Source organism: Paraburkholderia dipogonis, assembly GCF_046027395.1.
Classification (GTDB): Bacteria; Pseudomonadota; Gammaproteobacteria; order Burkholderiales; family Burkholderiaceae; genus Paraburkholderia; species Paraburkholderia dipogonis_A.
Map to the genome: position 1 here is coordinate 79,924 of NZ_JAQQEG010000030.1, position 22,642 is coordinate 102,565.

The window sequence follows — 22,642 nt, forward strand, 5'->3', positions numbered from 1 at the left end:
GATTGAGACAGAAGCTTTTTACAGCATGCTGCGAGGCCGTTGCATCGTGCCGTCGAAGAAACGATGCAGACGGAACGCCGACAGATCGAGCGACGCCTGGCCGCCATCGTTCAACTCCGCGAGCAGCTTGCCGACGATCGGCCCCATCGCGAAACCGTGACCGCAAAAGCCGGTGGCGATCGTCAACCCGCTGACCTGCGGCGGCGCGTCGATCACTGGAATGCCGTCGGGCAGCACGTCGATCAGACCGGCCCACGATTCGACCACCTGGGCGTCTTTCAACGCGGGGAACAAGGCGCGCAGTTTTTTCAACGCACGCGGCGCATGGCCCACATTCGGCTGCGGATGCGGATCGCGCGGATGCAGCACACGTTCGTTGTTCGGCACGCCACCCGGCAAACGCTCGCGCAGATCACGCAGACACGCGCCGTTCAGATGGAAGCTGAACTTCTCGCGCTGCGCCCACAACTCCGGCAAGAACCACTTAAGCGCGCGGAAATGGCCGAGCGTCATGTCGACATCGACCTGCATGTCGTCGGCGAGGTTGATCGCGCCGTTCGCGCGTTGCCGCACGCCGAGGCCGTGGCCCCAGAACGTCGACGCGGTGATGCGTGGCAACGGATTGGTGCGCATGCAGGTGCCGCGCACCGCCTGCTGCGGCAGTTCGAGCCCGAGCGTTTTGAGCAGACGCCAGCTGCTGGCGCCCGCCGCGCAGATAAAGCGCGAGGTGCGCAGCGTGCCGCGCTCGGTGACCACGCCGGCAATCGCGCCGCCCGCGCGTTCGACGCCGATCACGCCGCAGCCTTCGAAAAACAGCGCGCCGGCTTGCGCCGCCCGCGCCGCGAAAGCGGCCGCGGCGCGGCGCGGTTCCGCCTGGCCGTCGCTCGGCGTGTAGAGGCCGCCAAGTGCGGGAGCGTGCATGCCGGTCACGACCGTGTCGATCTGCTTGCGATCGAGCGTGCGCGTGTCGAGGCCGTGCTGACGCGCGACGTCCATCCATTGCTGGAACGAGGCCCAGTCCTCCTCGCCGGTCGCCACGTACAGACAGCCGCCCTGACGCCATTCGAGATCGAAATTCAGTTCGCTCTCGAGTTTTTTCCACATCGGGATGCCGGCCATCATCAGCGGCACTTCGGCGGATTCACGGCCGTGCTGGCGCACGAATCCCCACGCCCGCGACGACTGCTGCCCGGCGATCCGCGATTTGTCGAGCACCACCACCGAAAGGCCTCGGCGCGCCAGATAGTAAGCGGCCGCGCAACCCATGATGCCGGCGCCGGCGATCACCACATCGGCATGTTTCGGGAATACCTGGTCGGCGGAAGTGAGGCTCGCGTGAAGCGGGTAAGTCGTGGTCATCGGACGGGCAGGTTTTAAGTGTGGGCATAATCTTCGCAGGCTGCCCGGTTGTCCGCAATGCCGCTGTGCCTGAAGGCCGACGGTGCAAGCGCGTTCGCAGGGCCTCCGCAGGGCCTCTCCTTCCATTCGCGCCGTTTATTCGCTACACAGATATCTGCATTTTATTCGCCAAACAGATATTCGCAAAATATGCGTCACACGAATATTTGACAAATATCCGTGTGACGCATAAAGTGCATTTATTCGTGTCGCGGATAATCTGCCATGCTCCACCTCATCGCCACGCCGGACCAGATCGCCCAGTTGCTTGCCGCCAGCCGGCGGCAAGCCGGCCTCACGCAAGCCGAAGCCGCCGCGCGGATCGGCGTCAGCCAGAGCCGCATTTCGGCCTTCGAAACCGACGCGGCCGCCCTCACCCTCGCACAATTGCTGGCCTTGTGCGGTGTCTACGGCCTGCAATTGCAGTTGCGCGACAAGAGCCAGGCGCTACCGGGCCCGGCGCCGTTGATCGAGTGGTGAGCATGGGCCGCCAAACTCACACACGTGCGCTATCAGTATGGGCCAACGGCGAGCGCATCGGCGTCTGGCGCCTGCCCGCTCGCGGGCCCATGGAGTTCGCCTACGATCCCGCGTGGGTCGCCTCGCCAGCGGGGCGGCCGCTGTCGCTGTCGCTGCCGTTCACGCCGGGCAATCTGGCGCAAAAAGGCCCCCGCGTCCTCAACTATTTCGACAATCTGCTGCCCGACAGCGAGGCGATCAGAAAGCGCATCGGCCAACGCTACCAGACCGAGACGCTCGATGCATTCGATCTGCTGCAAGCCATCGGCCGCGATTGCGTGGGCGCCGTCCAGCTGCTCGCCGAAGACGACACGCCGCAAGGCGTCGAACGGATCGAAGGCACACCGCTCACCGACGGCGAGATCGAGACCATGCTGGTGCGCACGGTCAGCAACCCCGCGCTCGGCGCGCCGGACGAGACGGACGATTTCCGCATCTCGCTCGCCGGCGCGCAGGAGAAAACCGCGCTGCTGTGGCACGACGGCAAGTGGCAGCGGCCGCATGGCGCCACGCCCACCACGCACATTTTCAAGTTGCCGCTCGGTCTCGTCGGCAACAAGCTCGCCGATCTCAGCACCTCGGTTGAAAACGAGTGGCTCTGTCTGCGGATTCTGCGCGCCTATGGCCTGCCGGTCGCCAATACGGAGATCATGACGTTCGGCAAGCAGCGGGTGTTGAGCGTCGAACGCTTCGACCGGCAAATGCATTCGAGCGGGCAATGGCTGTTGCGCCTGCCGCAGGAAGACTTCTGCCAGGTGTACGGCGTGCCGTCGCATCGCAAATACGAAAACGAAGGCGGCCCGGGCGTGCTCGACCTCGCGCGGATTCTGCAGCAATCGGTCGAGGCGCGGCAGGACATCGAGACGCTGCTGGCGAGCCAGATTCTGTTCTGGATGCTGGCGGCGCCGGACGGCCACGCGAAGAACTTCAGCATCCGCCTGCTGGCGGGCGGCCATTACCGCCTCACGCCGCTTTACGACGTGATGTCGATCTGGCCGGTGGAAGGCAGCGGCCCGAACCAGTGGTCATGGTTCAAGGCGAGGCTCGCCATGGGCATGTGGTCGCGCAGCAAGCACGACGCGTTTCGCGACGTGCAGCGGCGCCACTTCAACACCATGGCGCTGAAGTGCTCGTACGGCGCGGACGCGGAACCGCTGATCCAGCGGCTGATCGAACAGACGCCCGGCGTGATCGAGCGGGTCTCGGCGGAATTGCCCGAACGCTTTCCGGCCAAGGTCGCCGAGCGGATTTTCAAAGGCCTGAAAAATTCGGCGGCGAAGCTCGGCACCATGTCGGCCGGCTAGGCGTTTCGGGCGGTTGGCATCGCGTGACACATTTCTCTACAGATGCCGTGCGGTTTCATCGGTAAAATACATTGATGCTTAATGCATAAAAAGATCGCCAAACCGGTCCTTTTCGACTCTCGCGCGGACGGGCTCGGCGGCGGTCGTACAAAACTACAGACTGCGATACTTTTTACGGTACATTTGCTGTCCCCTGCGACGCCGCGTCTTTGCGCATTGAATGTGCACGGTCGCGCTGCGCCTGTCGTATCGCACTCCCAGTACCCTTTAAGACGGCGGATTCTCACGCAGTATGGCCAACGAAACACACTCACCTGACTCCATCGCAGTCGCCGAGCGCGTGCGCGAGTTGATGAGCCGGCACGGAATCGGCAAACGCCAGCAGACCACGGAGCTGTGCCGCATCCTCGATCTGAGTTTTTCACAGGGGCACCGCAAGTTGCGCGGCAACAGCCCGTGGACGCTCTCGCAGATCAAGAAGGTCGCCGAGGTGTTCGGCGAACCTGCCGCCCAGCTATTCGGCGCGCAATCGCTCGATCCTGGCATGGTCGGCGCGATCGCCCAGGAAGCCGTGTTCAGCATCGGCGCAATCGAACTGGCCTGTACGGCCTGGGTCGGCGCCGCGCTCGAGGCGGGCAGCCGCCCGGAATTCGTCGCGTACTCCCGGCTCGGTCAATGGCGCGTGGCGCGCCACGACGGCACGCTTTACCAAAGCGCGTACGAGGTTCACAAGATCGAGATCTATCCGCGCCGGGCCGAAACCGACAAGCCGACCATCGCCGTCGTCGACGACGATCAGGCCAGCGCCGACAACCTGCGCGACTATCTGGAGCGCAGCGGCTTCGCGGCGGTGGCGATCTACGGACTCGCGGCCTTTGCCGACCAACTGCAAAGCCAGGTGTTCGACGGCATCGTGATCGACTGGCTGTTCGGCGCGCAGACCTCGGCGGCCGCGATTCGCGCGGTGCGCGCCTCGGAAAATCCGGACGCGCCGATCTTCGTGCTGACCGGCGAATTGCTGACCGGCAAGGCCAGCGAATCGGAGATCAGCCAGGTGATCCGCAATTACGACGTCGCGTGCTATGAAAAGCCCGCGCGCATGGCGATCCTGGTCGCCGATCTGTCGAAGCGGCTGAACCGGCCTTAAGCGGATCTAGCCGCGCCGGCAAACGGCTGAAGGCGTGTGCTCAGGTTGATGCCCACCTTCGCCCGGCCGCCCACACTTCGCATCACACCATATGCCGCGAAGCCAATGCCCGCTGCAACGCGCTGCGGAGCTCCTCGTAATGTACCGGCTTTAATAACGCTTCGAAAAACGGCTGCGAGCCGGCTTCTCCTTCTCCCGCCTTTCCAGCCACTTCCGCCTCCGGCGCATACGCGCTGACCACGATCACCGGCACACCCGCGGACGGCCCGCCCCGCGTGGCGAAGTCCGCGAGAAACGTATAGCCGTCGCGCTCGGGCATATGCAGATCGAGCAACATCACGTCGCAGCGGCGCGTATCGAGCCAGGCGAGCGCATCGTCGGCGTTCGCGACGGCGTGCGCGTCGAACTCCATGTGCGCGATCATTTCGCTGAGCGACTCGCGAATCAGACGGTTGTCGTCGACGATCAGCACGCACGGGCGCGCACCGCCCGGCTCGGCGCGCGCCGCCACGTCAGGCGGCTGCGCAGCCGCGACCGGCGTAACCGGAATCGTCACGGTGAAGGTCGTGCCCTCGCCGACCTTGCTCGTCACCTCGACGGTGCCGCCGAACAGTTTGACCAGCCCTTGCACGATCGTCAGCCCCATGCCCGCGCCTTCGAAGCGGCGCGTGCGCGACGCATCCAGTTGGGTGAACTCCTGGAAAATGAGCGGAATCTGCGCATGCGGCACGCCGGGCCCCGTGTCGCTGACGACGAAGATCAGCGTCGCCGGCCGCTGCCGCAACTGCACGCGCACAGTGCCGGTCTCGGTGTAGCGGATCGCGTTGGTGACGAGGTTGTTGACGATCTGGCGGATGCGGTGCGGATCCGAATCGACGAGGCCGCTCATGCCGCTCGTCTCGCTCTCCAGTTGCAACCCGCGCGCGGCGGCCGACATCGCGTGTTCGTCGACGATCGACGCCAGCAGTTCGCGCGGCTCGAAATGCTCGTGACGCAACTCGAGCTTGCCGGCGCCGAGGCGCGCATAGTCGGTGAGGTCTTTCATCTGTGCTTCCAGATGCCGGCCCGCGGTTTCGAGCCGCTGGATCACCTTGCGATCCGCTTCGGAGTGATAGTTGAAGCCCAGCAATTCGATCGATGACACGATCGCATGCAACGGCGTGCGCAGTTCGTGGCTGATCATGCCGAGAAACGCGTCCTTGGCATGACTCGCCTCGCGCGCGGCGCGGCTCGCCTGGTGCTCGGCCTCGAGCGCCGCGTGCTGCTGATGCATCAGCCGCGTCCGGCGCCGTCCGTTGAGCACGAGCAGCAGCGTCGCCGCCGCCGACAGCAATAGCAGCAACATGCCACCGGCGAACAGGATGCGGCGCTTGTCGATGAAGTCGCGGTTCATCGCCTCGCGATCGGCGACGTCGGCGAAGCGGCGGCTCAGCGCGAGATCGTTGACCTCGTTCCAGTGCTGACGCAGTTGCGCGACGATCCGGTTGGCCTGGCTGCGGTCTTTCGGCAGCGCGTCGACTTCAGGTTCGATGCCGCCCAGCAACTGATCGAGCGAATGGATTTCGTCCAGTTGCCTTTGCAGCAGCGAGAGCTGCGTGGTTAGCCGGCGCGTGGAACCGGCCATCACGTGCAGCTTGGATTGCAGCAACTGATAACGCAGCATGAGCCGCTGATAGTCGTCGTCGACACCCGACTGATACAGCAGCAACTGATTTTCGAAGCGCGCGTAGGCGATTTGCAGTTGCGCGGCGTCCCAGTAGAAGCCGTCGTACGAGCCGGTCAGCTGTTCGGTGGCACGCGGGTTGAGCAGATTGGCGTACAACAGATAGCCGATCGCGCAGGCCGGCGCCGCAAGCGCGGTCAGCCAGATCAGCACGTAGAGCGCACGGCGCCACGGACGGCGCATTATTTGACGATGAGGGCCTTGATCTGCCATACGAATTTCGAATCGCCCGAGGCGCCCGTGAGTTCATCCGGAAACGCATCGCGCGGGTAGATAAGGAACAGCGGCCCGAAGTCACTGATCTTCAGACGCCGGCCGTTCATGCTGTACGCAACGACCACGCCATAGCGATCGCAGTCCGACACCGGAATGGTGTAGGTATAGTCGTCGAGCGTATGGATCTCAACCTGGCCGCCATACGCGCCGACGGTCTTCAGAATATCCGCCAGCAACGGTCCTGTGAAGGTGGAACGCGGCGTCCAGGTGGTCGAGGTTGTGATCGCGTGGACCGGCAGCGCGAGCAGTTGCGCTTCGGTGAAGTGGTAGGTCTTGTGCGCGGCATCGGTGGTCTTGCCGATCTTGCCTTGCACGTCGAGCGCCAAAGGCGACGGCTCCGATTGAGCCTGCGCGCTCCACGCAGCCAGCGCGAGGGCGAGGCCCGCAGCCCAGCGTGCGCCCGCGACGGCGCGTTTTCGGTCATTCACCCGGGTGGTCGATTGGGTCATCTGCTTTCTTATTCCGTTATCTATTTTTTTGCGGGCGGCCTGACAGTCGCAGGCACGGTCTGGCGCCGGCCCGCCGCCCCTTGCCTCTTGTCCCGGCCGCGGTCTCGCGGTGCGCGTCGGGGTGCCGCGCGTCACCCCGACGCGCGATCTTTGAACCGCATGCATAATATCGCCAAAATTCTTTGTCTCAAAAACGAGGTCCCGCGGCCACGCGCGCGCCGCTTGCCGCTCCCGCGCCAGAGACGCTCGCCCCACACGCGCCACGCGACGCCCTACGAGTCATGAACAAGCCGGTTTTGCCCCTGACGTACGAACAACTCGATCACTGGATCGAATCGCTGCAGCCTGCCTTGCTGGCGGAGCGCTTCACGATGGCGATCGGCATTCTGCGCGGCGGCGCGCCGCTCGCGCTGATGGTCTCGCATGCCGTCGGCACGCCGGTCGCCTTCCTGCGCTACGACCGCCAGGCGCGCGCGGTGGCCTGGGATTCGACGCTGCCGATCCCGCCCGCGGGCTCGACGGTGCTGCTGTGCGAGGACATCGCCGGGCGCGGTTTTACGCTGACCGATTGCATCGCGTTTCTTCAGCAGCACGGTCTCGTGGTCAGGACGCTGACCGGCGCCGTCGACGACCTGAGCCGCACGCAACCCGACTACGCAATCGACGCGCGCGGCTACTTCGCGTTGTTTCCGTGGGAGCGCCAGGCGTACACCGAGCGTTATCGCGACGACTGGGCGCGCGTCGAATCAGGCGCCGCGCCCGCGATGGCCGACGATCACGAATACGCCACCTACGCGATCGACCTCGACGGCATTCTGCTGCCCGACGTGCCGCTCGCGCGTTATGACGAGGATCTGGCCGCCGCGCTCGCCGAACGCGATGCATTGCTGCCGTTCGAGGTGCTGCCGGAGATCGACTTGCAGCGCGTTCGCACGATCATCACCGGCCGGCCGGAACTGGATCGCGCACGCACCGAAACGTGGTTGACGCGTCACGGCTTCGGTCATCTGCAACTGGTGATGCGCACGCCCGACACGCACGATGAAAGTCCCACCGGCAGCGCCGCGCACAAAGCCGCAGCCGCATTGCGCGGTGGCGTCACGCATTTCATCGAGAGTGATCCAGTGCAGGCGCTGCTGATCGCGCAGCAAGCGCCGCTGTTGCGTGTGATCTGGTGGGACGCGGCCACGCAAACCGGCATGCTGGTCGGCGCGCGTACGTGGACCTGAGCGTCTGAACGCTAGCCTTCTTTCGCTTCCCTGATCTCCTTGCCATCGCGCAAGTGCAGATGCCGCGCGGCCCGCTGCGACGCGACGACGATCAGCTTCATCGTCGCGCGTGTGGCGCCGACGAACAGCTTGCGTGCGATGCGTTCGTCGAAAGTCTCGAAGTCGACCTCCGTGAAAATCACGCACGGCGCCGCCTGACCTTTGAAGCGGTAGATCGACTCGAACAGCACGTCGCCTTCGCGGTATTCGGGGTTGCCGAACAGATCGTACTTGCCCGTGAAACTGCGCAGCCGATGCGGCCCGAGGTGGTCCAGCGCGCTCATCGCCGAGCCCTCGCGTCCGCGAAACGACAGCACCACGATGTCCTGCTTGCGAAAGCCGAGCGAAAGCGCCTGCGTGATCGCGCGTTTGGTGGCCTCGATGCTGCCTTCGGCGGCATTCGCTTCGTCGTAGACCGAGAGCGAAATATCGGAGCCGTCGAACGGGCTGCCCGACGCGAGCGCCGCGGCGACCGGCACCGAGGCGCCGACCACGTCGCGCACGTAATCGAGAATGTCGCGCGGGCTGCGATAGTTGGTGGTTTCCTTCAGCGTGGTCCAGCCCGGTAGCGCGACAGGCTCACGCATATACAGATTCTGCAGTGGGTCTTCGAGCCACCACCACGCGGCGCCGGGGCGCAACAGACGCTCGAGTGCGGCGACCCACGGCTGCTGGAAGTCCTGGCCTTCATCGACGATCAGCACGTCGAATTGCCAGCGCGGATCGATCGGCGTTTCGGCGAAAGTGGTTTCGAGTTGGTCGAACACGTCGCCCGCCTGGAAATCCGGTTCCCGGCCCGCGTCGCGCGCGATCCAGTCGCACAACTGGTGATAGTTCGCTACCTTCGCCTCGGGCGGCGCGACCCGCGCGATGTGATCCGCCAGCGGACGGTTGAAACACACGTATAACGGCGTCTGTCCGCGCGCCACCGCGTCCTTCATGACCTGCACCGCGAGTTGCGTCTTGCCGGAGCCGGCCGTGCCGATCACGCGCAGCCGGAACGGCGCGAACTCGAGCCGGCGCGCCCATGTCGCCAGACCGCCCGCGAGCCGCGTGACGAGCGTGCCCGCCTGCCCGACCAGCGCGCTGGCGTCGGGCGTGAGCGCCAGTTCGTCGGCGAGAAAGTGGTGGATTTTCGGCGCGCAGGCAAGGCGCGGTTCGTCGGCCGGCAACGCTTCGCGGATGATCGCCGCGAGCCGGTCTTTACGCGTTGCATCGACGATCCGCGCGGGGTTCACGCCGGCGATCGCCGCGTCCTTGACGATGTGATCCGGACAGTACAGCAGTTCCTCGACGAAATACGTGCCCGCACCGAACGCCGCGGTAAAGCGCCGATGCAGACTTTCGATGGTGTGCGCGAGCGCGATCGCCACATTGCGCTCGGTCTGCAGATAGACTTTGACGAGCCCTTTCGGCGTTTCGCGCAGAAAGCCGGTTTTCTGTTCGACGATCATCACGCGCCCGGCCGGGCTGACGATCACGAAGTCGGCTTCGCCGAACACCGAGAAGTTCTGGTTCAGGCGCGTCCAGTGCACGCCGTGATAGACGGTGTAGCCATCGGGCAGCGCCTCTTCGAGCAACGCCAGCGTTTCGCGTTCGCGGGCCGCCGCGCCGGTGGCGGCGAGGCTCTTCCAGTCGTCGGGAACAATGCGGGCCATGCGTGCCTCGTCGTATTCGGGTGGGCTCATTGTACGCAACGCGCGCGCATTGCCGAATGCTTGCCGGGCGTCACTTTCAGACGCGCTTCCCGCCACGTTCGGCCCGGCCGGCTGCGCCCGGCGGCGCGCAAAACCACGCGCATCGTGTATCGTTACTGGCTGAACGCCGCGCGAACGTCGCGGCTTGCCAACGTAAAGAAAAGGATTTACCGGATGATTACGATCTGGGGACGCGCCAATTCGGTCAACGTCCAGAAAGTGTTGTGGTGCTGCGATGAGCTGGTGCTGCCGTATGACCGTGTCGACGCCGGCCTGCAATTCGGCCGTAACAACGAAGCCGACTATCTCGCGATGAACCCGACCGGCAAGATCCCGACGCTGGTCGACGACGACTTCGTGCTGTGGGAATCGAACTCGATCCTGCGCTATCTGGTCATGCAATACGGCGAAGGCAGCCTGCTGTATCCGTCGGAGCCGAAAGCGCGCGCCAGCATCGACCGCTGGCTGGACTGGTCGTTGTCCACGCTGCAACCCGCCGAGCGTCCGGTGTTCTGGACGCTCGTGCGCACGCCCGCCGCCGAGCGCGACGCCGCCAAACTCGCCACCGACTTCGACGCCGTGACCGCGCTGTGGCGCATGCTGGACACGCATCTGCAAGGGCGTTTCTTCCTTGAAGGCGAGAAGTTCACGCTGGCCGACATCGTGATCGGCGCCTACGCCAAACGCTGGTTCGGGCTGGACGGCGTGCAGCGTCCGCCGCTGCCGAATCTGGAGCGCTGGCATTCGCGTATTGCGACGCGCACGGGGTTCAAGAAGTACGTCGATTTTCCGCTGACTTGAGCCATCGGGCGGCGCGTGGCCCGGGCTCTGGCCACGCGCCCTGCTGCCCGATCGTGCCGCACCTGGCCAAGGCGGCGGCTACGCGCGCCGCACGCCGGCACAGTGGGACGCGATGGCCTTTATAATCGACGCATGAAGACCGCCAGGCCCGCCGCGACCGCCGACAAAGCCACCTCCGCCGCCTCCGCTCACGCCGCTGAGCCGGGGCACACGCACGGTGTTTCGCAGGAAGCCGCACTGACCCTCGCGGAAGAGTATTGCCGCGAACGCGGCGAAAAACTCACGCCGATCCGCCGCAAAGTGCTCGAATTGCTGCTGAATTCCGGGCGCGCCACCAAAGCGTATTCACTGCTCGACGAGATGCGCCAGATCCATCCCGGCTCGGCGCCGCCCACGGTGTACCGTGCGCTGGACTTTCTGCTCTCGGCGGGGCTCGTGCATCGGATCGAATCGATCAATGCCTTCACCGTCTGCCACGATCTGACGCAATGCCAGCACGGCATCCTGGTGGTGTGCCAGCAATGCGGCAACGTCACCGAATTGCATCAGCCGAAACTGCGCCAGGCACTCGTCGCCCAGATCGAAGACTCGGGCTACCGTCTCGCGAGCGATGAAATCGAATTAAAGGGATTGTGCTCTGCCTGTCAGGCGCTGGAAGCCGCGGCGGCGAGCAAGGATTCGGGAACGTCTGTCGCCGCTGTCAAGTAGCGGCAACGAGCAGTAATGTGCGCGAACCGCACTCGACCCTGCTCTGCCATCAAGCCAGGCATCTGAAGATGCGGGCGTCTCGCGACGCGGCTGCCAAGCCGCGCCGCGAATCCGTCGGCCAACGCGAAGCCCTGACTCAGCCCGCTGCGCGAGCGTGAATCGCGTCGTGCAGCAGCGTCACGAGATCATCGGGCAAAGCCGGCTTGGTCATGAAATGCTGGAAGCCTTCGCCGATGCTGCGCAAGCGGTAAGCGTCGTCAGTGTGACCCGTGAGCGCCACGGCCACCGACGGCGGGTGGTCGCCGCGAATCTCGTGGTCGCGCAAGCGCTGGATCAGGTAGAAACCGTCCATGGCCGGCAGTTCCAGATCGCACACCACGGCGTCGGGTAATAACCGCAGCGCCGCCTCCACACCCTCTTCCGCATCCGCCACGGCGACGACATGCGCGCCTTCTGCTTCGAGTAATAAGGTCAACGATTCCCGGCTGTCCGGGTCGTCTTCTACGAGCACGATCGTGGCCTGATCGAGTCTCAATGCTCCGTTCATTTTCCGTTGTTGCTCTAAAAAACCGGTTAGGCCGTCCGACTTGGCCAACGTGTCGCCCTGCTGCTTGCCGCCAATTTGCGCGGCTGCGATATTGCTGTTCATGGTTCCGACTCGATTTCATGCGCCGAGTTGCAAACAGGCCCAACATTGTAAAACATGGCCCGAGCGCCAACGCGCGCACAGTAACGCGCCAAAATTGCACGCCAATGAAAAACCGGCCCTCGGCGCCACAGTCATGGCTGACCGATGCCGACTCCCGGTTCGCCGCGGCGGCTCGTGCAAACCCCATTGGCACAGCCCTTCCCGCCCGGCGTCTCCTTTCACATTCCTGTTCTCGTGCGATGCCGGCGACCTGTTTGATGCCGCCTGCATTCACATCCACCCCATCAGTAGCACGTCGCGTGCCTCGCCGGCTTCGGCGTCGTATGAGTACGTCGCGGTGTGCGGCTTTGCCGCGATGGCTACGTGGGGCGCTATCATCATGTGCGCGAGACCGCAGCGGGCATTGCGCCGCGCGGCATGCGGTTGCCATGCCCCGTTTTCCGATTCCCACCTTGAGGCCGCCCGACATCATGTCCGATCTCGACTCCGCCACGCTCGAAGCACTTCGCCAGGTCAGCACCGCCACGCTGACGACTCAATTGTTCAAGCGCGGCCTGCGCAATACGTTCATGCAAGGCGTCGCGCCGCTCGCCGCGCACAGCGGCGCGAATCTGGTCGGCCCGGCGTTCACGCTGCGCAACATTCCGTCGCGGGAAGACATCGACGTGCTCGAACTGTTTGCCGATCCCGAGTACGCGCAGCGCAAATGCGTCGAAACGATTCCGGCCGGCCATGTGCTCGTGCAGGATTGCCGCGGCGAGCGCGGCAGCGCGTCGTTCGGTTCGATCCTGACGCAGCGCTTGCAGGTCCGCGGCGTGGCGGGCATGGTGTCCGACGGCCCGGTGCGAGACAGCACGACGATCGCGGCGCTCGGCATTCCCGTGTTCTGCGCGGGCGCGAGCGCGCCGCCCAATCTGATTCGCCATCATGCGGTGGATATCAATGTGCCCATCGGCTGCGGCGGCGTCGCGGTGTTTCCGGGCGACGTGATCGTCGGCGATGCGGACGGTGTGGTGGTGATTCCGCTGAAAATGGCGGCAGAGGTCGTGCAAGCCGCTGCCGAACAGGAGCAACTCGAAGCGTTTCTCACCGAGCGGATTCGTGACGGCGCCGCGTTGCCCGGCACTTACCCGCCGAACGAAACGACGAAAGCCGCTTATGAGGCGTGGAAGGAAAAACGGAAAGCGTAAGGCACGGTAGCGCGGTGCGACGCGGCGATGGATGATCGCGACCCGCGTGCCACCGGCGCGATTCAGCGAGCAGCGGCCATCAATCGGCTTTCTTCGGACCGATTCCCTGCACCAGCAAGGCCACGGCATGCCGCGCGATTTCCTCGCCGCCGATTTTGCGACGCACGGGATCGTTGCACCACAGCTTCGAGGTGGCCAGCGGCAAAATCGTCAGCCCTAGCAACGTGACGAAGACGAGCGCGGGTTCCAATCCGGCGTTCAGCCGCCCTTCCTTCTGCCAGCGAGCAATGGCCGACAGCGACGCCTTCTGATGCGCGTTGCCGAAGCGCTCGTGCATGCGCTGGCGCAACAGGCCGCCGTCGCTGATCACTTCGCGCACCCACAGCGACGGAAACCACGGATGGTCGGCCGCCACGTGCACCAGTCGCTGAGCGAGTTGCGTGATCGCCGCCACGGGATCGTCGGGATTTTCCTGGAACGGCACGCCGAGCCCCGCGCGCAGCGGCGCGAAGCGTTCGTCGATCAGCACGTCGAGCAGTTGATCGCGCGTCTTGAAGTAGTAATGCATCATCGCCGGCGTGAAACCGGCCTCACGGGCGATCTCCCCGAGCGTGGTATCGACGATGCCCTGCCGCGCGAACAGCACCAGCGCGGCGTCGAGCAAGCGGTTGCGCTGCTCCGGTCCGCGCGCGGCGCCGGAAGGCCTGCCCGGCCGCCGTGCGGGCGCGGCGGCCGCCTCCGGTTTCACCGACGATGCGCCTGCGTGGGTTTCAACAGCCTGGCCGGGCGCGGAACGGCCCTTGCGAACCTTCACCGCAGCCGCATCAGGCACCGAGTCCTTCACCCTTCGACCATCTGACGGAATCCTTGCCATTGCATTCAATTTGACTGGTGACGCGATGTCGCATATATTAATCTCCGAATTAATTAATTTCAACCCGTGATGCCATGGACCAATCGACCACGACACAACCCGCCGAACTGACGCAGCCCCGCGCGCAGGCGAGCGCGCACGCAGCCGATCACCCGCCGATCCGTCTGCTGTTTCCGGCGCTGCTGCTGGTCATGCTGCTCGCCGCGCTCGATCAGACAATCGTCTCGACAGCGCTGCCGACCATCGTCGGCGAACTGGGCGGGCTCAGTAATCTGTCATGGGTGGTGACCGCCTACCTGCTCAGCTCGACCATCGTCGTGCCGCTGTATGGCAAATTCGGCGATCTGTTCGGCCGTAAGATCGTGCTGCAGACGGCGATCATCGTGTTCCTGGTCGGCTCCGCGTTGTGCGGCGTCGCGCAGGACATGACGCAGCTCATCGTGCTGCGCGCGCTGCAAGGTCTCGGCGGCGGCGGTTTGCTGGTGGTGACGATGGCCGCCATCGCCGACGTGATTCCGCCGGCCGAACGCGGTCGCTATCAGGGCGTGTTCGGCGGCGTGTTCGGTCTTGCGACCGTGATTGGCCCGCTGCTCGGCGGCTTTCTCGTCGAGCACCTGACGTGGCGCTGGATCTTCTACATCAACCTGCCGCTCGGCATCATCTCGCTGATTGTGATCGGCGCGGTCTTCAAGCCGCACGTTCGCCACGTGAAGCACACCATCGACTACATGGGCGCCGCGTTTCTCGCCGGCGCCCTCACCTGCATCATCCTGTTCACGAGCCAGGGTGGCACGATCCTGCCGTGGTCGTCGCCGCAACTCTGGTTCACGCTGGGCATGGGGCTCGTGGCGATCTGGGGGTTCATTCACGAAGAACGCAGCGCGGTCGAACCGATCATGCCGCTCGAGCTCTTCAAACAACGCACGTTTTTGCTGAGCAGTCTGATCGGCTTCATCATCGGCGTATCGCTGTTCGGCTCGGTGACGTTCCTGCCGTTGTATTTGCAGGTGGTCAAAGGCTCGACGCCGTCGGAAGCCGGCATGCAGATGCTGCCGATGATGGGCGGCCTGTTTCTGATGTCGATGGTGACCGGGCGGGTGATCAGCAAGATCGGCAAATACCGCATGTTCCCGATCGCGGGCACGTTTCTCGTGGCGGTCGCCATGCTGCTGCTCGCACGCCTGCAGATCAGCACGCCGATTCATGTGATGTATATCGATATGGGCCTTCTCGGCTGCGGGCTCGGCATGGTGATGCAGGTGCTGATTCTCGCGGTGCAGAACACCGTCGAGTTCAAGCATATGGGCGTGGCGACTTCAGGCGCGACACTGTTCCGCTCGATCGGAGGTTCGATTGGCGTGGCCAGCTTCGGCGCTGTGTTCTCCAACGGTCTCGCCGCGCGCCTCGAAAAGCTGATCCCGCCCGACACCGAATTGCCGCACGCGCTCGGACCTGCCGCGATCCACGAGTTGCCGCAAGCGTTGCGCGACGATTATCTGCAAGCATTCGCGGGCGCGTTGCACACGGTGTACCTTTCGGCTGCGTGCGTGGTGGTGCTGGCGTTCGCGCTCGCCTGGCTGCTGAAGGATCATCCACTGCGCAAGCACTGATCATTTTCCCGCTTTCTTCAGGCGCTCGATGCAAGCGCTTAATGACGAGGTCGTACGCCATGCGCGCCGACCTCGTTCTATTTTCATATCGTTCGAATCGTGTGAAAAAACCGTGGCGCCCGTTCGTCCTGCCGATATAGCGAATATTTCGTCGTACCTGCAAATGTTCGCTAGCGCACATAGCATAGGTACCAACGTCGATTGACGTCTTCATCGAAACGCCACATATTGCAAGCAGCGGCGCCGCAAGCGTGGGCTTGCCGCTCAAGACTCTCCGGCGCATGTGGATCGTGATTCCCGCGGACATTGCTCCCGCTTCAACATGATCCGGAACATGCCGTAATGGCATCGTTATACAAAGGTGGGTCCACAGCATGTCCACCCAGACACTACTCGGCCACAGTTTTCCGACGCCTTGCAAGCGGTGTGGCGGCGCACTGTACCGGCAAGTCGACTATTGCCCGTATTGCGGCGCGGTGCATCCACTCGACGCGGGTCCGCACAAGCGCACTGTGATTCCCGGCAGCCGCGCCAGCGCCACGAATAAAGCCGCGCAAAAGAACAGCCCCGAGAACAGCCTCGATGCGGCAACAGCCGACGAGACGGACCCCACGACGCGTGCCACGTTCGCGAGCGAACCTGCTCCTGGCGAGGCAGCGCTGCCTGCGTCCGCACTCCTTTCACCGAACACGCCGATTCCGCGTCTTCCCGCACTGCCCAATGCGCCGGGTCGTGGCGCAATCCCGCTTCGCAAGGTCCTCTATGCCATCGGCGCAGTTGGCGTAATCGGCCTGGCGTATGTCGGATATGCGCTACTCAGCGATCACGATTCGTCGAGTGGCAGTAGTGACCAGTCTGCCGAAACCGAAACTACTCAGGATGCCAGAACGACGACCGGCACGATCGCACTGTATAGGCCGGCTCAGTCGGCCAACCAGGGCGCTACTGCGGGCAAACCCGGCGTGACCGTCAATCCCTCCAGGCCGGTTCAGGCGATGCCGGTGACGCCCGTCGCGCCGCCGGTGGCCCCTGCTCCCGCCAAACCCGCGCCGCAGTTCCGCGATGCCGCGCAGGCTTTGCAGGCGGCGCGTCTCGCCTTCCGCGCCAACGATCTCTCTTCGGCACAAGCCGCGCTCGGCGCCGCGCAAACGATGCAACCGGGCAGTTCCGACGCACAAGACCTCGCGACAGAATTGCAGCCGCTGACCGCCCGCCGCGACGCCGCGTTGCAAGCGGCGCAGACTTGCGCCACGCAGCAGTCGTGGCCCTGCGCACGTCAACACGCCAACGAAGCGCTCGCGATCGATACCGGCAACGACACGGCGAAGTCGATTCTTGAACGCGTGATTCGCGAGACCGGTTGGGCGCCGCTCAACCCGCGTGCCGCGGCAGGCACGCCGCCACAAGTCAAACCGTCAGCGCAAGCGCAAGCCGCACCCGCGTCGCAGCAGGCGGTTCAACCACAGACTCCGCTGCCCAAAGGCATGCCGCCGAACAGCGAAGTCGTGGTGGCCGCCCCGCGTTCCGCCGCCGCGCCGCCCGACGGCAATAGCGTCGAGGCACGCGAACGCGCCATCAAGGACTCCGGCTGGAAACGTCCTGCGACGAATGCCGCGAAGCCCTCCGCGGGTGGTTCACCGAGCCAGTGACTGATAGTTTGGATACCGAATCGTATAAATCAGCGCGTGCCGTTTGAGAGGTAACAGACGGACGTGGCAGGCGCGGCACATAGAACATGACATGGCAATCCGGCTCACTGGTGCTTCACGCGCGTCGACGCGCGAAGTCGTACGAACCTGACCGATAGGTAGATAGACCATGCTGAAGAGACTTCTGGCGGGATGGCTGGGGCTGGCGCTGATGGTCGTATCTTCACTGGCCTGCGCGGAGCCGGTGCATTACAAGATCGTCACCGGTCCGGAACGGGGCACGTATATTCAGATCGGCCAGGATCTGTCGAAATGGGTGGCGCAACCGGTGGGCATCGACCTGGAAGTGATGGCGTCGAAGGGCTCGGCCGAAAACGTGCAACGCATGCGCTTCGAGCCGGGCGTGAAGCTGGCGCTCGTGCAATCCGACGTGTACCAGGCTTACATCGACATGGCCAACGCCGGCAATGCCGACGCCGGCACGGCGATCCGGCCGCTGCGGCTCATCATGCCGCTCTACGACGAGGAAATCAACGTCGTGGTGCGCGCGGACTCGCCGCTGAAAACCCTCGCCGATATCAAGGACAAAAGCATCAGTGTCGGCCTGATCGGCAGCGGCACCGCGCAGTCGGCCACGACGCTCTATCACCTGATGTTCGGTCAGGCGATTCCCGAGCAGAACATCCAGCATCTCAGCAACGAAGACGCGCTGGCCGCGTTGATCGTGAAGAAAGTGGACGTCGCGATCATCGTGGTCGGACAGCCGGCGAAACTGTTCAACGACATGAATCCCGATCTGCTGGCGCAGATCCGCCTGCTAAGGGCCGAGCCTGCCGCGCCCGAAACCACCCGCGCCAAACAAACCTATTTCCCGACGACGATTCGCGCGACCAGCTATCCGACCTGGCTGAAGGAAGATGTGCCCGCGTTGACCGTCAAGGCGTTTCTCGTCACCTACGACTACGGCCTGCGCGATACCGTCGGCAATCTGAATCACTTTGCCGACTCGCTATGCGCCAACTTCGACAATCTTCAGGAGCATGGGCATCCGAAATGGAAGCAGGTGAAGCTGGAGTTGCCGCCCCTCGTGCGCGGGTGGAAATACTACTCGCCGGTCGAGAAGCATCTGCGCGCGTGTCTCGCGAACAAGAGCGCCGCGATGAGCGCCACGGCGGTCCAGCAGGCCGCGCCGAAACCGCGTCCGACGTGTACGGATCAGGAGCGCTTGCTTCTGCTGTGCAAGTAAGTTCGGCGCATTGGCAGGCGCATGTTCCGGCGCGCCAGCGGCAACGATTGAACTAGCCGGCAGCCTGATCAGCCGGCTTCGGTGGTATTGGACCGAAGAACATCGCCATGAACTTGTCACGGCCGATCACGCGGACCAGTTCGGCGACCATGCAATAGATGGCGATCAGGGTCACCAGCAAGATCTGGATGGCCCAGAAATGCGGCCAGTTCAGATCGGTGAGCAGTTTCTGATTGGCGGCGGCGAGACTCGGCGTCTCCTTCCAGTATTCATAGAGATGCTCCAGGTAGTGCACGATCAAGGCCACCAGCGTATAGATCGCCGTCTTCCAGCCGATATTCCAGATCAGCGGTTTCTCGGGGAAACGATTGATGAACGGCAACATGTTGGCGATCAACACCGACTTGCCGAGAATCAGCGCGGCGATGGTCACGGAGACCGATGTCGGTAACGTGACGTCGTAGCCTCGGTTGATCAGCGCGCGCATGATCGCGACAATATGCAGGATGACGAAGAAGTAGATTGTCGGCGGAAGCATCTCCATGAATTCGTGCTTGATCTTGGCGGTCAGTTTGCGCATGTTCGTCTCCTCCCACGCAAAGCGGCCAACCGGCGTTGCGCTTTAGCTGTCGGTCGGCTGCGGTGGACCCGCAAGTGCATGATAGACGCCTATCCGAATGGCGTGATTCAACGCAGCGCCGCAAACCTCACCACGCCCAGCGGACGCCTGCGTTGCCGGTGATCGTCCGTTGATGTTCGCCACCAAGATTCGTGATGTAACTGACCGTGGCGAAAGCACTGCCCTGCTTCGTGAGGTTCGCCACTACTCCCGCGCCGATCTGCCCGGCGGTTTGGCCCACCGACGTCACGATCGGCGTCACGCCGGCAAAGGTCGCCTTGTCGTCACTGCCGAACGAACGCAATACGCTCAGACGCAGGTAGGGTTGTAAAGTCGTGTGCGCGACACCGTAGTGACCCGCGAGCCGCACGCCAAAGCGCCCGACGAACGTATTGCCGTTGTTGAACGTCACCGTCGAGATGCCGTCGTCGAGATCGTCGATCGACAGGTGTTGCCAGATCAGTTGTGCCTGCGGTTCGAGCGTCAAACCGTAGCCGATCGCGAGTGGCAGGCCGCCTTCGAGCGAGCCGGTCACCGCATTGCCGTGCGTCGTTGTTGCGATGCCGTTGCGTGACGACGGATCGACCACCAGCGAACTGCCCATCACGACCGCGTCGGTGTACCAGCCGCCGGCGCCGATATGCGTCCAGTATCCGCCGAGGCTGTATGCATTGATCGCGAGATGCCCGACGTCGGCGTTCGGTGTGGCGTCCGCCAGACCGCTGACGTCACCGGTTGCGCGCGCGAAGCCGATGAAGAAGCCGAAGTGGTTGCGCTGGCCGCTCGCCGTGGTGTCGGCGTAAATGTCGTGCCCGGCCTGCACGCCGACCACGGAGCCGTCGAATTCAGGATTCACGTCGCCGCTTTGACTCAGCGTGCTGTGGCCGCCCCACACGCGGCCCCATGCAGCGGGCAACGTGCCGTTTTCGGAGAGCAACGACTGCTCGCCTTGACGGTCGTGAAAGTTGTCGACCTGCAGAATGCCGAGCTGACGCGCGACGCTTGGGACCTCGGCATAGATCGCAACCTCGGGGCGGTACAGGGGCATGGGAGCGGCGCTTGGTGGCAGGCCTGGAAGCGGCGGCGTGCCGGCTGCGGCGATTGGGCCGTTCTGTTGGGTGGACGGCGGGGTGCCGGTTGGTGGTGTTCCCGTCGGGGGCGTTCCCGTTGGCGGTGTTCCCGTTGGCGGTGTTCCCGTCGGGGGCGTTCCGGTCGTCGTGCTCGGCGCAGGCGGCACCGTATTGCGCAAATACCAGTTCTCCGACGTGCCGTTCGTGACGCCCCCTTTAGCGAGGTAGTAGTCGTACGCACCAGCCGAGACCACGCCTCCTGAGAGTCTGAACGCGGACAGATCCGTCGTCGCGCCGTTCGCTGCCTGCACGATCTGAATGCCGTCCGCGAGCGTCGGTGCACCCGCGCCTCCGACATTAGTGACCTGCACCGTCGACGAACCCGTTGCCTTGCCGCCGTTGACAACGAGTTTGTCGGACCCCGAGTTGTCGCCGGCGAGCACCGCGCCCAGCGCGATCGTGCCGTTCTGCCCGACGTAGTCGCTGACCGTTAGCGTGTTGCCGACGCTTCGGCTGTTGCCGATTTGCGCGAGGCCGGCGTTGACCAGCTGGCCATTGATGGCGAACGTGCCGTTAGGCTGAGCGTCGAACTGTGCGAGCGCGTTGGCGACGCTGAGCGTGCCATTGTTCGTGACATCGCCGGTCACGCTGCCATAGCCGCCGAGCGTCGCGCCGGACGCGATTGTCGTCGCGCCGCCGCCCCCGAGCGCGGCGCCCGGACTCGCGGCATCGCCCACCACCAACGTGCCCGCGCTAACAGTCGTGCCGCCGCCATACGAGTTCGCGCCGTCGAGAATCAGCGTGCCGGCGCCGAGCTTGTTCAACGCGCCTGCTCCTGAGATGTTCTGCGCGATCGTCGACTGGAAGTCTTGCGTGTCGATGGTGCCGCCGCCGGCCATAATCGTAATGGCCCGCGTCGCGGCGAGGTCGAAGCTGCTGCCTAGTTGCAGCGCGCCGCCGTTGAATGTCACCCCGCCGCTCGCCACGCCGAGCGCGTTGTCCGCCGACGCCGACAGCGTCCCTTCAGTCAGCACGGTGCCGCCCGAATAGCTGTTGCCACCGGCTGCGGCCGGCGCAAGCGTCAATGTCCCTGTCCCGGCCTTTTCGACCGAGCCGGTACCCGAGATCAGACCGCCATAAGTGCCCGCGCTGTCTTGCGCAAAGCGGACCAGCCCATTGTCCGTGACGGTCTGCGGCAGAGTCTGCGCATTGGCCTGCAGCGTCGAACCGGCATCGACGAGTGCCGCCGCCGACGCACCGAGCGTCCCGGTGAGGTTCAGTGTGCCGGTCTGCACGTGAGCGAGCGTGAAGGTGCCGCTGCCGGTCCAGTTCCACAGCGTGCCCTGCATGAGCAAGGTCTGGAAGTTCGTGAATGCGTTCGACGCCGTCCCGCTCCCTTGCAAGGTCACCGTGTTCGAGCCGGCGCCGCCGTTCGCACTGCCGTTGATGACCGACCCGCTTTGCAGGATCAGCGAGTCGTTGCCATTGCCCATCGTAATGGCCGTGCCGACGCCGCTTTGCACGAGCCCCGCGTTGATGATCGTCGAATTGCCGTTCAGGGTGCGGATACCGGAGCCGTTCTGGCTGATGATCTGCCCGCCCGCGCGGTTCTCGATCAGCGTCGTGAAAGTCGAAGCCACGGTGTTGGAGAACACCGCGTCAGCCGTGGTGCCACCGACGCTCGCGCCACTCGCGGTGATCGTCCCCGTGTTGATCAGGTGATCGGCGTTCCCTTGCATGTAGACGGTCTGGCCCGCGGCGCCGGTCGTGGACAGCTGGCCGCTGTTGTTGACGGTGCCGCTTCCGCCGAGTATCGATACAGCCCGGGCATTGCTGCCGGAGGTGGACACCGTGCCGGTATTCACGATCGTGTTGCCGGCCTGTCCGAGATTGGTCTGCCCCCAGGCGGCGGATATGCCATAGGCATTGGGACCACTGGTGGTAATCGAACCGTTGTTGGTCAGCGTGTTGTTGCTGCCGTTCGCGGCCATGCCGTCGTTGAACGCGCCGGTTGTGCTGATCACGCCCGCTGACGCATTGTTGATCAGGTTTCCGTTGCCCACGCCGAGCAGCACCGCCCCGCGTGCGCCCCCGGTACCGCCGCCACCGGTGAGTGAAAGATTGCCGCTGCTCGTGATGGCGCTGCTGGTGTCGACGCTCAGCGCCACCGGATGCGCCGCCCGCGCAAAATTGCCCACGGCGGTCGAGTCGACATTGATCGTGACGCCCGTGCTGCCCGTCTGGGCAGCCACTGCAGGGATGCCGGCTCCGGTACACGCCACGGTTGTCCCGCTGGGCGGAGCCGTACCGGTGCACGATGCCATTGCAGATGGAGAAAACGCCCGGTACAGCAGCACGGCAAAGCCAACCCTGGTTCCAAGCGTCTTCAGCATGCGTCTTGTCCTTTTCCCTGAACTACTTCATGTGGACAAACTCGCTGATTTA

General features: G+C 64.3%; 18 protein-coding genes. 10 read left to right on the plus strand and 8 right to left on the minus strand.

What is annotated here, in order from left to right; all coding sequences use genetic code 11:
- Positions 1-18: 18 nt before the first annotated feature.
- Positions 19-1,359: an NAD(P)/FAD-dependent oxidoreductase gene (locus PQR32_RS27990; RefSeq protein ID WP_408234564.1), complete on the minus strand. Its 1,341-nt coding sequence runs from the start codon at positions 1,357-1,359 to the stop codon at positions 19-21.
- Between the two features lie 264 nt (positions 1,360-1,623).
- On the opposite strand from PQR32_RS27990, the gene PQR32_RS27995 reads away from it, so the two are divergent.
- From PQR32_RS27995 to PQR32_RS28005, 3 genes are all read left to right on the plus strand, one after another.
- The gene (locus tag PQR32_RS27995; RefSeq protein WP_408205757.1) at positions 1,624-1,878 is read left to right on the plus strand and encodes a helix-turn-helix domain-containing protein; all 255 of its coding nucleotides are present in this window, start codon (positions 1,624-1,626) and stop codon (positions 1,876-1,878) included.
- Between the two features lie 2 nt (positions 1,879-1,880).
- Positions 1,881-3,221, plus strand: a complete 1,341-nt coding sequence (locus PQR32_RS28000) for a type II toxin-antitoxin system HipA family toxin (protein WP_408234567.1) — start codon at positions 1,881-1,883, stop codon at positions 3,219-3,221.
- A gap of 292 nt (positions 3,222-3,513) precedes the next feature.
- The gene (locus tag PQR32_RS28005; RefSeq protein ID WP_408234570.1) at positions 3,514-4,368 is read left to right on the plus strand and encodes a helix-turn-helix domain-containing protein; all 855 of its coding nucleotides are present in this window, start codon (positions 3,514-3,516) and stop codon (positions 4,366-4,368) included.
- 82 nt (positions 4,369-4,450) lie between these two features.
- Here PQR32_RS28005 and PQR32_RS28010 read toward each other — a convergent pair whose 3' ends face one another.
- Positions 4,451-6,304: an ATP-binding protein gene (locus PQR32_RS28010; protein WP_408234573.1), complete on the minus strand. Its 1,854-nt coding sequence runs from the start codon at positions 6,302-6,304 to the stop codon at positions 4,451-4,453.
- On the minus strand, positions 6,274-6,816 hold the full coding sequence (locus tag PQR32_RS28015) for a putative pterin-binding protein (RefSeq protein WP_408234576.1): 543 nt from the start codon (positions 6,814-6,816) through the stop codon (positions 6,274-6,276). Before PQR32_RS28015 ends, PQR32_RS28010 begins: the two co-directional genes overlap by 31 nt.
- Before the next feature lie 281 nt (positions 6,817-7,097).
- Here PQR32_RS28015 and PQR32_RS28020 point away from each other — a divergent pair, with 281 nt between their 5' ends.
- Positions 7,098-8,045: a phosphoribosyltransferase gene (locus PQR32_RS28020; RefSeq protein WP_408234579.1), complete on the plus strand. Its 948-nt coding sequence runs from the start codon at positions 7,098-7,100 to the stop codon at positions 8,043-8,045.
- 11 nt (positions 8,046-8,056) lie between these two features.
- On the opposite strand, the gene PQR32_RS28025 is transcribed toward PQR32_RS28020, so the two are convergent.
- The gene (locus PQR32_RS28025; protein ID WP_408234582.1) at positions 8,057-9,742 is read right to left on the minus strand and encodes an ATP-binding domain-containing protein; all 1,686 of its coding nucleotides are present in this window, start codon (positions 9,740-9,742) and stop codon (positions 8,057-8,059) included.
- 213 nt (positions 9,743-9,955) lie between these two features.
- Between PQR32_RS28025 and PQR32_RS28030 the strand changes: the two genes are divergently transcribed.
- Positions 9,956-10,582: a glutathione S-transferase family protein gene (locus PQR32_RS28030; RefSeq protein WP_408234585.1), complete on the plus strand. Its 627-nt coding sequence runs from the start codon at positions 9,956-9,958 to the stop codon at positions 10,580-10,582.
- 132 nt (positions 10,583-10,714) lie between these two features.
- Positions 10,715-11,290: a Fur family transcriptional regulator gene (locus PQR32_RS28035; RefSeq protein ID WP_408234588.1), complete on the plus strand. Its 576-nt coding sequence runs from the start codon at positions 10,715-10,717 to the stop codon at positions 11,288-11,290.
- 136 nt (positions 11,291-11,426) lie between these two features.
- Here the strand turns inward: PQR32_RS28035 and PQR32_RS28040 are convergent, their stop codons facing one another.
- Entirely contained in the window at positions 11,427-11,939 is a 513-nt protein-coding gene (locus PQR32_RS28040) for a response regulator (RefSeq protein WP_408234591.1), read from the minus strand.
- 470 nt (positions 11,940-12,409) lie between these two features.
- Here PQR32_RS28040 and PQR32_RS28045 point away from each other — a divergent pair, with 470 nt between their 5' ends.
- Positions 12,410-13,129 carry a ribonuclease activity regulator RraA gene (locus PQR32_RS28045; protein ID WP_408234650.1) on the plus strand — a complete coding sequence of 240 codons (720 nt, stop codon included), beginning with the start codon at positions 12,410-12,412 and terminating at the stop codon, positions 13,127-13,129.
- Between the two features lie 79 nt (positions 13,130-13,208).
- Here PQR32_RS28045 and PQR32_RS28050 read toward each other — a convergent pair whose 3' ends face one another.
- Positions 13,209-14,003: a TetR/AcrR family transcriptional regulator gene (locus PQR32_RS28050; protein ID WP_408234594.1), complete on the minus strand. Its 795-nt coding sequence runs from the start codon at positions 14,001-14,003 to the stop codon at positions 13,209-13,211.
- A 74-nt stretch (positions 14,004-14,077) separates the two neighbouring features.
- Between PQR32_RS28050 and PQR32_RS28055 the strand changes: the two genes are divergently transcribed.
- The 3 genes from PQR32_RS28055 to PQR32_RS28065 all read left to right on the plus strand — a co-directional run bounded on the left by PQR32_RS28055 (position 14,078) and on the right by PQR32_RS28065 (position 18,508).
- A complete protein-coding gene (locus PQR32_RS28055) occupies positions 14,078-15,613 on the plus strand; it encodes an MDR family MFS transporter (protein WP_408234597.1) in 1,536 nt (511 codons plus the stop codon).
- 374 nt (positions 15,614-15,987) lie between these two features.
- Complete coding sequence (locus PQR32_RS28060) at positions 15,988-17,262, plus strand: zinc ribbon domain-containing protein (RefSeq protein ID WP_408234600.1); 1,275 nt, start codon at positions 15,988-15,990, stop codon at positions 17,260-17,262.
- A 169-nt stretch (positions 17,263-17,431) separates the two neighbouring features.
- Positions 17,432-18,508, plus strand: coding sequence for a TAXI family TRAP transporter solute-binding subunit (locus PQR32_RS28065; protein WP_408234603.1), 1,077 nt, complete (start codon positions 17,432-17,434; stop codon positions 18,506-18,508).
- Positions 18,509-18,560: 52 nt separating this feature from the next.
- Here PQR32_RS28065 and PQR32_RS28070 read toward each other — a convergent pair whose 3' ends face one another.
- Both PQR32_RS28070 and PQR32_RS28075 read right to left on the minus strand, forming a co-directional pair.
- Positions 18,561-19,088 (minus strand): hypothetical protein, encoded by a 528-nt coding sequence (locus PQR32_RS28070; RefSeq protein WP_408234604.1) that lies wholly within the window; start codon positions 19,086-19,088, stop codon positions 18,561-18,563.
- A 127-nt stretch (positions 19,089-19,215) separates the two neighbouring features.
- On the minus strand, positions 19,216-22,590 hold the full coding sequence (locus tag PQR32_RS28075; RefSeq protein WP_408234606.1) for an autotransporter outer membrane beta-barrel domain-containing protein: 3,375 nt from the start codon (positions 22,588-22,590) through the stop codon (positions 19,216-19,218).
- Positions 22,591-22,642: the final 52 nt, after the last annotated feature.

What these genes read in the sequence shown, in the direction of transcription:
- PQR32_RS27990 (WP_408234564.1), bottom strand. Translation starts at nt 1,359, where the DNA reads ATGACCACGACTTACCCGCTTCACGCGAGCCTCACTTCCGCCGACCAG.
- PQR32_RS27995 (WP_408205757.1), top strand. Translation starts at nt 1,624, where the DNA reads ATGCTCCACCTCATCGCCACGCCGGACCAGATCGCCCAGTTGCTTGCC.
- PQR32_RS28000 (WP_408234567.1), top strand. Translation starts at nt 1,881, where the DNA reads ATGGGCCGCCAAACTCACACACGTGCGCTATCAGTATGGGCCAACGGC.
- PQR32_RS28005 (WP_408234570.1), top strand. Translation starts at nt 3,514, where the DNA reads ATGGCCAACGAAACACACTCACCTGACTCCATCGCAGTCGCCGAGCGC.
- PQR32_RS28010 (WP_408234573.1), bottom strand. Translation starts at nt 6,304, where the DNA reads ATGGCAGATCAAGGCCCTCATCGTCAAATAATGCGCCGTCCGTGGCGC.
- PQR32_RS28015 (WP_408234576.1), bottom strand. Translation starts at nt 6,816, where the DNA reads ATGACCCAATCGACCACCCGGGTGAATGACCGAAAACGCGCCGTCGCG.
- PQR32_RS28020 (WP_408234579.1), top strand. Translation starts at nt 7,098, where the DNA reads ATGAACAAGCCGGTTTTGCCCCTGACGTACGAACAACTCGATCACTGG.
- PQR32_RS28025 (WP_408234582.1), bottom strand. Translation starts at nt 9,742, where the DNA reads ATGGCCCGCATTGTTCCCGACGACTGGAAGAGCCTCGCCGCCACCGGC.
- PQR32_RS28030 (WP_408234585.1), top strand. Translation starts at nt 9,956, where the DNA reads ATGATTACGATCTGGGGACGCGCCAATTCGGTCAACGTCCAGAAAGTG.
- PQR32_RS28035 (WP_408234588.1), top strand. Translation starts at nt 10,715, where the DNA reads ATGAAGACCGCCAGGCCCGCCGCGACCGCCGACAAAGCCACCTCCGCC.
- PQR32_RS28040 (WP_408234591.1), bottom strand. Translation starts at nt 11,939, where the DNA reads ATGAACAGCAATATCGCAGCCGCGCAAATTGGCGGCAAGCAGCAGGGC.
- PQR32_RS28045 (WP_408234650.1), top strand. Translation starts at nt 12,410, where the DNA reads ATGTCCGATCTCGACTCCGCCACGCTCGAAGCACTTCGCCAGGTCAGC.
- PQR32_RS28050 (WP_408234594.1), bottom strand. Translation starts at nt 14,003, where the DNA reads ATGGCAAGGATTCCGTCAGATGGTCGAAGGGTGAAGGACTCGGTGCCT.
- PQR32_RS28055 (WP_408234597.1), top strand. Translation starts at nt 14,078, where the DNA reads ATGGACCAATCGACCACGACACAACCCGCCGAACTGACGCAGCCCCGC.
- PQR32_RS28060 (WP_408234600.1), top strand. Translation starts at nt 15,988, where the DNA reads ATGTCCACCCAGACACTACTCGGCCACAGTTTTCCGACGCCTTGCAAG.
- PQR32_RS28065 (WP_408234603.1), top strand. Translation starts at nt 17,432, where the DNA reads ATGCTGAAGAGACTTCTGGCGGGATGGCTGGGGCTGGCGCTGATGGTC.
- PQR32_RS28070 (WP_408234604.1), bottom strand. Translation starts at nt 19,088, where the DNA reads ATGCGCAAACTGACCGCCAAGATCAAGCACGAATTCATGGAGATGCTT.
- PQR32_RS28075 (WP_408234606.1), bottom strand. Translation starts at nt 22,590, where the DNA reads ATGCTGAAGACGCTTGGAACCAGGGTTGGCTTTGCCGTGCTGCTGTAC.